Below are 12500 nucleotides of genomic sequence, written 5' to 3'. Positions count from 1 at the left end.
CCCAGTAGACCCCGACATCACCACCACAACCCCGAAGAGCCATGACAGTGTGTCCAAAGGAATTTCCCCCACAACCCCAACCAGCCACACCCCACCACAAAGCAGGACACAACCAGCCAGAGCCATGAAAAAGGGGGCAGTACATATTGGCACTGACAATCGGCACGCTGTTGAGTTCTCAAGGAGCAGGCGCTTACCGGGCGACCATCACGAAGATGTCCGCATCCGTGCGACTGTGTTCCGACTTGCCAAGTTTGTGATGCGACGCTCGTCAGCTTCTCCCCAGTAGGGGCCGCCTCGCAGTCGCCATCCCCGAACCCCCGCTAGGAGGTTCCCGTCTGCGAGGGGCGGCCGTGGTGTTCGGCGTCCGCCGTGTCTCGCTGACAGAGAGAACACTACGGGTGGATGACGGGGAGCGTCAAATCAATCCCTGCCTCAGATGTGTGACCCATGTCACACCACCGTCGGAGCGCTTCGAAGTGATGTTCTGATACGCGAGGCTAAGAGGTCTGAGCCAAGATCCCCCCAGGTGCCCCGAGTAGGCCCGTGACCTGGGCATTCGTAGCTGGGGCGCCGCTTGGCCGGCCGTTCAGGACCGGGCCGGCGGCCGGCGAGGCCCGCTGACGGTGGGGTCATCCGCCAGCCAGAACCGCCAGGGGCGCTCCGTGGCGGTGCGGATCCCGATCCGCGGGCCGCTGTCGATGCGGGTCGCACGCGCGGTCCGGGTCACGGCGCCAGGGTCGGCGTCGGGGTCGGGGTCGGCGTCCAGCGCGGGGCGGTAGAGGGTCAGGGGGCCGTCGCCGGTGACACTCGTGCCGGTCATGGTGGGTCCGGCGGCCAGGACCCGTCCGAGCCGGCCAGGGCCCCGGGCGAGGTCACGCTCGGGCAGCGTCGGCCAGCGGGGCCGGAGCAGGTCGCGGCCTGCCAGCACCTCACCGGCGCGCAGCAGGACGGCGCAGGCCTGTCCAGGCGGGCCGCACACGATGTTCACGCACCAGTGGATGCCGTAGCTCAGGTAGACGTAGGCCCGGCCGGGTGGGCCGAACATGACGGCCGAGCGGGGCGTCGGGCCGCGTGCCGCGTGCGAGGCCGGGTCGTCCACCCCGTCGTAGGCCTCGACCTCGGTGAGCCGAACGACGACCGGCCCGTGCCGGATCGTCGCCCCCAGCAGATCAGGGGCGACGGCCAGCACGGGCCGGTCGAAGAAAGCGGCGGTGCACGGATGCGACGCCGCGGCTAGCCCATCGCCCACCGACGGTCCCGGTCCAGGACGGGCAACAGCGCCGCGAGTTGTTCGCGAACCCGGTCGGGAGCCGTCCCACCGGGGGCGGAGCGGGCCGCCAGGGCGCCGGACACCGAGAGCACCCCACGCACGTCCGGGGTGAGCAGCGGGTTGATCACCGCCAGGTCGTCGGCGCTGACCTCGTCCAGGTCGACGTCGTGCGCCACGCACCACGAGACGAGCTGGCCGACGGCCTCATGGGCCTGGCGGAACGCCACTCCCCGACGGACCAGGTACTCGGCCACATCGGTGGCCAGCGCGAACCCGTCGGGGGCGGCCGCGGCCAGCCGGTCACGGCGGACCCGCATCGTGGCCACCGTCCCGGTCAGCGCCGGCAGTACCAGCAGGAGGGTGTCGACCGCGTCGAACACCGGCTCCTTGTCCTCCTGGAGGTCCCGGTCGTAGGCCAGCGGAAGACCCTTGAGCGTGGCGAGGAAGCCGGTGAGACCACCGATCAGCCGTCCCGACTTGCCCCGGGCGAGCTCGGCCACGTCGGGGTTCTTCTTCTGCGGCATGATCGAGCTGCCGGTAGCGAACGCGTCGTCGAGTTCGACCCAGCCGAACTCCCGCGTCGTCCACAGGACGATCTCCTCGCCGAGGCGGGACAGGTGCACCCCGATGAGCGCGGCGGCGAACAGGAACTCGGCGGCGAAGTCCCGGTCGGACACCGCGTCGAGGGAGTTCTCGAACGCCCGGTCGAAGCCCAGCTCGGCGGCGACCCCACGTGGGTCCAGCGGCAGGGAGGAGCCGGCGAGCGCACCGGCGCCGAGCGCGCTGACCGAGGCCCGCGCGTCCCAGTCACGCAGCCGGTCGGTGTCGCGCACGAACGCCTGGACGTGCGCGGCCAGCTGGTGGGCGAACGAGATCGGCTGGGCGTGCTGCAGGTGGGTCATCCCCGGGGCCGGGGTGTCCACGTGCTGTTCGGCCAGGGTGACCAGGGCGTGGGACAGCTCGGTGAGCCGGACCACGACCTGGCGGGCATGGTCGCGCAGATACAGCCGCAGGTCGGTGGCGACCTGGTCGTTACGGCTACGCCCGGCCCGTAGCTTGCCGCCGAGGGCGCCCAGGCGTTCCAACAGGCCGCGTTCGAGGGCGGTGTGGACGTCCTCGTCCTCGACGGTGGGCCGGAACGCCCCGGTCGCGACGTCGTCGGCGAGCCCGTCCAGGGCGGACAGCATCGCGGCGATCTCGGCGTTCTCGAGCAGCCCGGCGCGGTGCAGGACGCGGGCATGCGACTTCGAGGCGAGCAGGTCATAGGGCGCCAGCCGCCAGTCGAACTGGACGCTCACCGACAGGCGGGCCAGCGCCTCGGCCGGGCCGCCGGCGAACCGGCCGCCCCACAGCCGCATCGGCGGGCCGCCCGTCGGCGGCGCGCCGGCGTCGGCGGCGGAATCGGTCGAGGTCACGGGTTCAGCCGCTGCTCACGGGCCGCCCAGACCTTGGTCGGCAGGCCCCACAGTTCGATGAAGCCACGCGCGTCCGACTGGTCGAACTGGTCGCCGGCGTCGTAGGTGGCCAGCGCGTGGTCGTACAGGCTCGCCGGGCTGCGCCGGCCGACGACCTGCGCGACCCCGCCGGCCAGGCGCAGGCGCACGTCCCCGGACACCCCGACGCTCGCCGCGTCCACGAACGCGTCGAGGGCGAGCTTCAACGGGGAGAACCACAGGCCGTCGTAGACGATCTCGCCCCAACGCTGGTCGATGCCCCGCTTGAACCGGGCGACGTCGCGCTCGAGGGTGAGGTCCTCGAGGTCACGGTGCGCGGTGAGCAGGGTGATCGCGGCCGGGCACTCGTAGATCTCCCGGCTCTTGATCCCGACCAGGCGGTCCTCGATCATGTCGATGCGGCCGATGCCGTGCGCGCCGGCCCGGGTGTTGAGCTCGGCGACCAGGTCGGCGAGCCCGAGGGGGCGTCCGTCCAGCGCGGTGGGGATGCCGTCGGTGAACGACACCGTCACCTCGTCCGGGGTGCGGGCGACCGTCGGGTCCGCGGAGTAGACGAAGACGTCCTCCGGCGGCTGCGCCCACGGGTCCTCGAGGATGCCGCACTCGGCGGTGCGTCCCCACAGGTTCTGGTCGATGGAGTACGGGGAGCGCTTGGACACGTCGATCGGCAGGCCCCGCTCCTCGGCGAAGGCGATCGCCTTGTCCCGGGTCATGCCCGAGTCGCGGACCGGTGCCAGCACCTTCAGCCCGGGGGCGAGCGCGGACACGCCGACCTCGAACCGCACCTGGTCGTTGCCCTTGCCGGTGCAGCCGTGCGCGATGGCGTCGGCCCCGTGCTGGCGGGCGGCCTCGACGAGGTGCTTCACGATGATCGGCCGCGACAGCGACGAGATCAGCGGGTAGCGGTCCATGTAGAGGGCGTTGGCGCGGATGGCCGGGGCGACGAACGACTCGGCGAACTCGGTCCGGGCGTCGACCACGATCGACTCGACGGCGCCGCAGGTGAGGGCGCGCTGCCGGATCGCTTCAAGATCCTCACCGCCCTGGCCGACATCGACCGCGAGCGCCACGACCTCGGCGCCGGTCTCGGCACCGATCCAGCCGATCGCCACGGACGTGTCGAGGCCGCCCGAGTAGGCAAGCACGACGCGTTCGGTCACGGGACTTACTCCTTCTGTGCGGTGGGAGCTGCTATGGGGTGGACCTGCTGTGGGATGAACCCGCTAGGTGACGGGGTGGTTCGGGTCGGCGGGAGCCGGCGCGGGTGGCTGCGGGTCGGGCGGTGCCGCGGTTCGGCCCCGTCCGTCGGCGAGCCACAGCAGATAGGCGGCGAGCGCCGGCCCACCGATCGGGACGACGCCGCCCACCGGCATCCTGCGCCGTGAGGGGGCGTCCCGGCCAGGCACACCGCCGCTGGACGGGCCACCGGCGTGTCCAGCGGCCGGGCCGTCCGTGGGCAGCGCGGCCCGGCACACGACGAGGACGGTGTCGTCCCCGGCGATCGTGCCCATGATCGCCGGGGAGTCCTCGCGGTCGAGCGCGGAGGCGAACAGCTGCGCGGCGCCGGGGGGCGTGCGCAGGACGACCAGGTCGCCGTTGGCCTCGGCGGAGACGAGTAGTTCCTCGCACAGCCGGGTCAGTGGCAGCCGCACGGTCTCGGCCGGGGCGAGGTTGCCCTCGACCGCGTAGACCAGCGCACCGTCGACGCCCCGCACCTTCGCCGCGCCGATCTCCTCCAGGTCACGGGACAGCGTGGCCTGGGTGACCTGCACGCCTTCGGCGGCGAGCAGACGGGCGAGTTCCGACTGCGACCGCACGGACCGCTGACCGATCAGCGCGGCCAGGCGGGCCTGCCGGGCGTGTTTGGTCAGCGGTGCCGCCCTCCGCAGCCCGGTACCGGCGCCCGGACCGGTGTCGACCGCGTTCATCGCGCCGCGTCCGCCCCGCCCGTGCCTGTCCCGCCCGCGCCTGCCTCGGCCGCGAACAGCAGCGACAGCAGGGCCTTCTGCGCGTGCAGCCGGTTCTCGGCCTGGTCGAACACGGCCGAGTGCGGGCCGTCGAGGACGGAGCCGGAGATCTCCAGTTCCCGGTGTGCCGGCAGGCAGTGCAGGACCAGGACGTCGGGCTTGGCGGCTTCGACCGCCTTCTCGTCGAGCTGGTAGGGCTGGAAGACCAGCGAGCGGCTGTCGGACTCGCCCTCCTGCCCCATCGAGGCCCAGACATCGGTGTAGAGCACATCGGCGCCGGCGGCGGCCTCCAACGCGTCGTGCATGACCAGGGCCTCCCCGCCGGTGGCCGCTCCGATCTCGTTGGCGTGCCGCACGACCTGTTCGAACGGCTCGTAGCCGGGGGGCGAGGCGACGTGCACCCGCATCCCGGCGAGGGCGCCGGCGAGCAGCAGGGAGTGGGCGACGTTGTTGCCGTCGCCGAGGTAGGTCAGGGTGAGCCCGGCCAGACCGCCGCGCCGTTCCCGGATGGTCTGCAGGTCGGCGAGGGCCTGGCAGGGATGGGCGTGGTCGGACAGGGCGTTGATGACGGGGACGTTCGCGGCGGCGGCGAGCCGCTCGAGGCGCTCCTGCGCGAAGGTCCGCACGACGATCGCGTCGACGTACCGGCTGAGCACGGCGGCGGTGTCCTCGATGGTCTCGCCGCGGCCCAGCTGGGTGCTGGCCGCGTCGATGACGACGGGATGACCGCCGAGTTCGGCGACCCCGACGTCGAAGGACAGCCGGGTGCGGGTCGAGGGCTTCTCGAACAGCAGCGCCACCGAGCGGCCCGCCAGCGGACGGTCCGCCGGGCCCGGCGCACGCCGCCGGGCCTTGTAACCGTCGGCGAGGTCGAGCACGGCGGCCTGTTCCGCGGAGGTCAGGTCGGTGTCGAGCAGGAAGTGTCGGGCCGTCATGCGCTGACCTTAGAGCCTTCCCCGGGCAGCTCGGCTGCCTCACGTGCCTGGGCGACCACACCCGGCAGCACGGCGAGGAAGGCGTCCACCTCGGCATCGGTGAGGATAAGTGGGGGGGCGAGCCGAATCGCGGTCGGCACCGCCGCGTTGACCAGGTAGCCGGCCTGCCGGGCCGCGATCTCCACGGCCGGGGCGTAGGGGCCGTCGAGTTCGATCGCCCGCCACAGGCCCGGCCCGCGCACACCCAGCACACCCGGTATCGCGGCGGCGAGGATGCCGGCCGCCAGCCGGTCCCCGACCGTACGGGCGTGCTCGAGCAGACCGTCGGCGACGATGGTGTCGAGCACCGCGAGCGCCGCGGCGCAGGCGATCGGCCCACCGCCGAAGGTGCTGCCGTGGTCGCCGGGGCGCAGCAGATCGGCGGCGGCGCCCAGACCGACGCAGGCGCCGATCGGCAGCCCGCCGCCGAGCCCCTTCGCCAGGGTGACGACATCGGGGCGAACCCCGGCGCTCTGATGCGCGAACCAGGCCCCGGTCCGCCCGACACCGCTTTGGACCTCGTCGAGGACGAGCAGCGCCCCCGCGTCGTCGCACACGGCCCGGGCGGCCGCCAGGTAGCCGGGTGGGGGCGGGACGACACCCGCCTCCCCGAGGGTTGGTTCGAGGAACACCGCGGCGGTCTGTTCGCCGACCGCCGCGCGCAGCGCCGCCGCGTCGCCGTAGGGAACGAAACGCACGCCGGGCAGCAGTGGTTCGAACGGGGCGCGCTTGGCCGGCTGCCCGGTGATCGACAGCGCGCCGAGAGTCCGACCGTGGAAGGAGTTCTCGGCGGCGATGATCTCCGGACGCCCCGTCCGGCGGGCGATCTTGATAGCGGCCTCGTTGGCCTCGGCACCGGAGTTCGCGAAGAAGACCTTCGCGCCGCCAACACCGGCTCCGGTGGCCGCGCCGTTGTCGCTGCCGCCGGGGGTGTGCTCGGTGAGCAGCTCGACGAGGCGTTCGGCGAGGCGGACCTGCGGCTCGTTGGCGTAGAGGTTCGACACGTGCCCGAGCGTGTCGAACTGGGCGAGCACGGCGGCGCGGATCGCCGGATGGGCGTGGCCGAGCACGCTGACCGCGATGCCGCCGAGCAGGTCGACGTACTCCCGGCCGGTGTCGTCCCAGACCCGGGTGCCCTGCCCGCGCACCAGCGACAGCGCCGGACGGCCATAGGTCGCCATGATCACGGCGTCCCGACGGGCGAGTAGATCGGCGTTCATGGCCTGTCTCCGGTCTCGGTGCTGGCAGCGGACGCCGGGGTGACGGTGGGCTCGACGGCGGTGCCCGGGGTGATCAGGGTGCCGATGCCGTCGTCGGTGAAGATCTCGAGCAGCAGGGCGTGCGGGACCCGGCCGTCGAGCACATGGGCCTGTGGAACACCGCCGCGCACCGCCCGGCGGCAGGCCTCCATCTTCGGAATCATGCCCGACGCGAGGGTGGGCAGGAGGGCTTCCAGTTCGGTGATGGTCAGCTCACTGAGGACCTCGTCGCTGGCCGGCCAGTCCGCGTAGAGACCTTCGACGTCAGTGAGGACGACGAGTTTGGTCGCGCCGAGGGCGACGGCGAGTTCGGCGGCGGCGGTGTCGGCGTTGACGTTGTAGACACCGCCGTCGACACCCCGGGCCACCGAGGCGATGACGGGCACCTTGCCGGAGTCGAGCAGGGCGTTGACCGTTTCGGCGCGGACCTTGACGATGTCACCGACGAGGCCGACGTCGACCGGCTGGCCGTCGATGATCGCGGGCCTGCGCTTCGCGGTGAACAGGTTCGCGTCCTCACCGGAGAGGCCGACGGCGAACGGGCCATGGTCGTTGACGAGGCCGACGACGTCACGGTTGACCTGGCCGAGCAGCACCATCCGCACGATGTCCATCGTTTCGGGGGTGGTCACCCGCAGGCCGCCGACGAACGTCGACTCGACGCCGAGGCGGGCCAGATGCGCGGTGATCTGCGGGCCGCCACCGTGGACGACCACGACCCGCAACCCCGAGTAGCGCAGGAAGACGATGTCGGCGGCGAAGGCGGCCCGCAGCGCCGGCTCCGTCATCGCGTTACCGCCGTACTTGACGACGATGGTCGCGCCCTGGAACCGCGACAGCCAGGGCAGCGCCTCGATGAGGACATGCGTCTTGGCGAGCGCGGCATGCCCACGGGCGGTCGCCGCGGGCCCACGAGCACCCGCGGGGACGGCGACCGGCCCGGTGCCGGCCGGCTCGGCGGCTGGCGATGCGGCGGTGTCGGTCATGTCGAGTACGCCGAGTTCTCGTAGACGTAGCCGTCGGTCAGATCGTTGGTCCAGATCGTCACTTCGTCGGTGCCGCTGTGCAGGTCGACGAGGATGTCGATCCGCCGGTCGGCGAGATCGACGAGATCACGGTCGGCCCCGGGCGCGCCGGCGCGGCAGACCTGGACGCCGTTCATCGACACGTCCAGCGTGTCGGGTTCGAACACGGCCGTGGTGGTGCCGACCGCGGCGAGCACCCGACCCCAGTTCGGATCCTTGCCGTACAGCGCGCATTTGAGCAGGTTGTTGCGGGCGACGGCGCGGCCGACCTCCAGGGCGTCGGCCTCGCTGGCGGCGCCGACGACCGTGATCGCGATGGTCTTCGTCGAACCTTCGGCGTCGCCCAGCATCTGCTGCGCCAGGTCGACACACGCCTCGGAGACCAGCGCGGTGAGTTCGCCCGCGGGCAGGCTGACCCCGGAGGCGCCGGAGGCGAGCAGGAGCACCGTGTCGTTGGTCGACAGGCAGCCGTCGGAATCGACCCGTTCGAAGCTCACCCGGGAGGCTTCCCGCACGACGTCGGCCAGGGTGGCGGCGTCGGCCACCGCGTCGGTGGTGATGACGACGAGCATCGTGGCCAGCGAGGGAGCCAGCATCGCCGCGCCCTTGGCCATTCCCCCGACCGTGACGCCGGGGGTGGTCGTGGACGTGCGGACCGCCATCTTCGCGACGGTGTCGGTGGTGCGGATCGCCTCGGCGGCCCGGGCGCCACCGTCGCCGTCGAGCTCACCGGCGGCGCGGGTCACGCCCGCCAGCAGGTTCTCCATGGGCAGTCGGACGCCGATCAGCCCGGTGGAGCAGACCGTGACCTCCCCGGCGCCGATGCCGAGCAGGCTCGCGGCGTGTTCGGCGGTGGCGTGTGTGTCCCCGAAGCCGGCCGGGCCGGTGCAGGCGTTCGCCCCACCGGAGTTGAGCACCACGGCGCGCGCCCGCCCGTCGGCGAGTACCTGGCGGGTCCACAGCACCGGCGCGGCCTGGACGCGGTTGCGGGTGAACACGCCGGCGGCGGCATCGAGGGGGCCGTCGTTGACGACGACGGCGACATCCGGGTTGCCGGACGGTTTCAGCCCGGCCGCCACGCCGGCGGCGCGAAAGCCCCGTGGGGCGGTGACGCTCACAGTTGCCCTCCCAGGCGCCTGACGGGGGTGGTCACGGTGCGATGCCCTGGGCGGTGAGCCCGGTGGTCTCGGGCAGGCCGAGCATCAGGTTGGCGCACTGCAGCGCCTGGCCGGCCGCGCCCTTGCCGAGGTTGTCGAGGGCGGAGACCACGATCACCCGGCCGGACTCGGCGTCGTACGTGCCCTGCACGTGGACGGCGTTGCCGCCCAGCGTCGCGGCCGCGCGCGGCCAGCGCCCGGGCCGCAGCACCCGCACGAACGGCTCCCCCGCGTACGCCGCGCGCAGCGCCTCGTGGACGACCTCCGCATCGACACCCGGGAGCGCGCGGCCGGAGCAGGTGGCCAGAATCCCCCGTGGCAGCGGGGCCAGCACCGGTGTGAACGACAGGCTGACCGGCACCCCGGCGACCCCGGACAGGGCCTGCGCGATCTCGGGACGATGCTGGTGGGTGCCCACCTTGTAGGCGGTGAGGTCGGCCATCACCTCGCTGCCGAGCAGGTTCACCTTGGCCGATCGGCCCGCGCCCGAGGTGCCGCTGGCGGCGACCACCGTCAGATCCCGCGGTTCGACCAGACCCGCGGCCAGCACCGGCGCGAGGGCCAGCGAGGATGCCGTCGGGTAGCAGCCCGGCGCGGCGACCCGGGTGCTGGCGGCGATGCGCGCCCGGGCGCCGGGCAGCTCGGGCATCCCGTATGTCCAGCTACCGGCGTGCTCACCGCCGTAGGCCCGGGCCCAGGCGGCCGGATCGGCCAGCCGATGGTCGGCGCCGAGATCGACCACGCGGACGCCCTGGGGCAGGGCCGCGGCCACCGCTCCCGACTGCCCGTGCGGCAACGCGAGGAAGATCAGGTCGGCTTTGCTCTCGACAAGTGCCTGCGTGTCAGCGAAGACTCGACCTTCGAGGTCGGGCAGGTTCGGGTGCACGTCCGTCACCGGCAGGCCGGCGGAGGTGTTCGCCGCCAGTACGCCGATCTCGATATCCGGATGGCCGAGCAGCAGGCGTAGCAGCTCCCCGCCGCCGTAGCCGCTTGCTCCCGCCACCGCCGCCGTCACTCCCATACGAGAACTTATACACTCGCCCGCATGTTCATTCAATCGTTTTCGCTGAAGTCGAGGCCCGGCGCCACGGGTCCCGCCCCGCTCTGACAGGTCCCGCCCCGCCCCGAGGGGCCGTGCGAGCCGGCCGATCCGGCGCTGGCCCCCTCACGCCGGGTCGCCAGGTCGCGTCCGGGTGCGACACCTGTGTGACGGTATGTGGCAGCTCGCTAAGCTGACGCCTCGATGACGGGGGAGACGAGGGTCGGGCGACATGCCCGCCCGACACAGCGGTGATCGTCGATCGGGACCGGGTCGAGCGCGCCCTGCCCGGCTACGAGGTCGGTGGTCGGCTGGGCTCGGGTCAGTTCGGGCTCGTGCTGTCCGGCCAGCACCGGCAGATCGGCCGGCCGGTCGCGATCAAGGTGATGGAGGCGGACCGGGCCGAGGCGGTCCGCCTGGAGTTCGCGGCCGAGGCACGGGCGCTGGGTCGGCTCGACCATCCACACATCGTGCGTGTGCACGACTATGTGGAGGCCGAGGGGCTCTGCCTGGTCGTGATGGAGCTGCTCGCCGGCGGCACCCTCACCCACAGCCGCGCCGGGCTGGCCGCGCCGGAGATCGCCGCCGTGGGCCTGGCCGTCGCGGCCGCCCTGCAGCACGCGCACACCCGCGGCGTGCTCCACCGGGACATCAAGACCGACAACATCATGTTCGCCGCCGACGGCGCGGTGAAGGTCACCGACTTCGGTATCGCCAAGATCTTCGAAGGGGTCGCGGCCACCGCCAGCAGTGTCTCCGGCACCCCCATGTACATGGCGCCCGAGCAGATCCGCCGCGGCCGGATCGGTCCGGCCACCGACCAGTACGCCCTCGGTGTCCTGCTCTACCACCTGTTCACCGGACGACCGCCCTTCGATCCGCTCCAGTCGGTCGAGGCCCTGTGGGAGCAGCATCTGCACGATCCGCCCCCGCCCCTGACGGGAGTACCCACCCCGATCGCCGGGGTGGTGTTGCGCGCGCTCGCGAAGGACCCGACCAGGCGGCATCGCGACGCCGACGCGTTCGCCCGCGCCCTCGCCCGGGCCGCCACCCTGAGTCATGGTCCCGGCTGGACCGACCGGGTCAGGCTCGTCCTGCACCTGTCCCCCGGTGTCCGCGCCGCCCTACAGGACGCATCGCCAGTGCCGGCCCCCGTCACGAGCGGCCACGCGTCCACGTCCACGGCTGCTCTACCCGCGGCAACGGCACGGCCCACGGCAACGGCACGGCCCGCTCCAACGGCCCTGTCCACGGCCACGACCATCCCGCCCGCGGTACCGGTGGCGCGCCCGGGCGCACCGACCGACACTTCCCCGGACGCCTCCACCCTGCCGCCGGCCACACCGCCGCCCGCCACGCCGCCACCACCACCGGTCGACCCTCGCCGGCCGTCCCGGCAGCACCGGCGCGCGGGGCGAGGGGCGGGCGGCCGGGCGGGTCGGGCACGTGCCCGACCCGTGCGGGACGACGCGACGGGATCTCCAGGCGGGCGACCGGGCCGCGAACGGGCGCGGACAGCGGCGGTTCTGGGTGTACTCGGCGTGGCGGTGCTCGCGGTGCTCGCGGCTGTGGTGCTGCTCGGCGGCCAGGGCTCCACCGCGGGCGGTGCGGGCCCGCCGCCGGCCACGGTGCCCAGTCCGAATCCAGGCCACGATCCGGCCAGGGCGCCCGACTGGTCGAAGGCACGCCCGCTGCTCACGTTGCCCGCCCGCGCGGACACGGCCACGTCGGTGATGTTCCGTCCGGACGGCAGTGTCGTCACCGGCGCCGAGGACGGCGAGGCGCGGCTGTGGAACATCGCCGATCCCGCCCATCCGGCGACCATCGGTGAACTGCCCCGGGACGGTTCCCCGGTGCGCGCCCTCGCCGGTTCCCGCGACGGACAGCTGCTGGTCACCGCCGCCCAACTGCCGGCCAGCCATGTCGCCCGGCTGTGGAACATCGCCGATCCGACCCGGCCGCAGGCCCTGCCCGTCCCCTTCGACCAGCAGGCCAGCGGCATTCTGTCGGTGGCGTTCTCGCCGACGCGACCCCTCGTCGCCACCGGCGGGACCGACCGGTCGGTCTGGCTGTGGGACGTGTCCGATCCCGCCAACCCGCAGCGCCTCAGCGCCTTTCCCGGGGCGGACAGCGGCGTGTGGGCACTCGCCTTCTCCCCGGACGGACGGATGCTCGCCAGCGGCGCCAGGGACGGGTCCAGCTGGCTGTGGGACGTCACCCAGCCGAACGACCCGCGGCGGCTGGCGACCCTGTGCACCAGCGGCGGCCCCATCCGGTCGCTGGCGTTCGCGCCGAACGGTCGCACCCTGGCCAGCGCCTCCGAGGATCACACCATCCGCTTCTGGCGTTCCG

Annotated in this window: 10 protein-coding genes; 1 reads left to right on the top strand and 9 read right to left on the bottom strand. The window is 73.0% G+C overall.

Features of this window, described 5'->3' with window-relative positions; translation table 11 throughout:
* Positions 1 to 589: 589 nt before the first annotated feature.
* The 9 genes from G6R24_RS11145 to argC form a co-directional block, all read right to left on the bottom strand.
* A complete protein-coding gene (locus G6R24_RS11145) occupies positions 590 to 1252 on the bottom strand; it encodes a DNA-3-methyladenine glycosylase (RefSeq protein WP_163549186.1) in 663 nt (220 codons plus the stop codon).
* Positions 1237 to 2631 (bottom strand): argininosuccinate lyase, encoded by a 1395-nt coding sequence (gene argH, locus G6R24_RS11140; protein ID WP_163549187.1) that lies wholly within the window; start codon positions 2629 to 2631, stop codon positions 1237 to 1239. Before argH ends, G6R24_RS11145 begins: the two co-directional genes overlap by 16 nt.
* Before the next feature lie 53 nt (positions 2632 to 2684).
* On the bottom strand, positions 2685 to 3887 hold the full coding sequence (locus G6R24_RS11135; protein ID WP_163549185.1) for an argininosuccinate synthase: 1203 nt from the start codon (positions 3885 to 3887) through the stop codon (positions 2685 to 2687).
* Between the two features lie 63 nt (positions 3888 to 3950).
* Complete coding sequence (argR, locus tag G6R24_RS11130) at positions 3951 to 4655, bottom strand: arginine repressor (protein ID WP_163549184.1); 705 nt, start codon at positions 4653 to 4655, stop codon at positions 3951 to 3953.
* Positions 4652 to 5629 (bottom strand): ornithine carbamoyltransferase, encoded by a 978-nt coding sequence (argF, locus tag G6R24_RS11125; protein ID WP_163549183.1) that lies wholly within the window; start codon positions 5627 to 5629, stop codon positions 4652 to 4654. The genes argR and argF overlap by 4 nt, the downstream gene beginning before the upstream one ends.
* Positions 5626 to 6888: an acetylornithine transaminase gene (locus G6R24_RS11120; RefSeq protein ID WP_163549182.1), complete on the bottom strand. Its 1263-nt coding sequence runs from the start codon at positions 6886 to 6888 to the stop codon at positions 5626 to 5628. Before G6R24_RS11120 ends, argF begins: the two co-directional genes overlap by 4 nt.
* Positions 6885 to 7913 (bottom strand): acetylglutamate kinase, encoded by a 1029-nt coding sequence (argB, locus tag G6R24_RS11115; RefSeq protein WP_163549181.1) that lies wholly within the window; start codon positions 7911 to 7913, stop codon positions 6885 to 6887. The genes G6R24_RS11120 and argB overlap by 4 nt, the downstream gene beginning before the upstream one ends.
* Positions 7910 to 9070, bottom strand: a complete 1161-nt coding sequence (gene argJ, locus G6R24_RS11110) for a bifunctional glutamate N-acetyltransferase/amino-acid acetyltransferase ArgJ (protein WP_163549180.1) — start codon at positions 9068 to 9070, stop codon at positions 7910 to 7912. Before argJ ends, argB begins: the two co-directional genes overlap by 4 nt.
* A gap of 31 nt (positions 9071 to 9101) precedes the next feature.
* Positions 9102 to 10130 (bottom strand): N-acetyl-gamma-glutamyl-phosphate reductase, encoded by a 1029-nt coding sequence (argC, locus tag G6R24_RS11105; protein WP_163549179.1) that lies wholly within the window; start codon positions 10128 to 10130, stop codon positions 9102 to 9104.
* A 269-nt stretch (positions 10131 to 10399) separates the two neighbouring features.
* Between argC and G6R24_RS11100 the strand changes: the two genes are divergently transcribed.
* Positions 10400 to 12500 (top strand): WD40 repeat domain-containing serine/threonine protein kinase (locus G6R24_RS11100; RefSeq protein ID WP_163549178.1); only part of this gene is annotated, 2101 nt, incomplete at its 3' end.

The sequence above is a fragment of the Candidatus Frankia nodulisporulans genome (genome assembly GCF_902806475.1).
GTDB lineage: Bacteria > Actinomycetota > Actinomycetes > Frankiales > Frankiaceae > Frankia > Frankia umida.
Note: the sequence above shows the minus strand (reverse complement) of the source record. Positions and strands in the feature narration are given on the sequence as shown.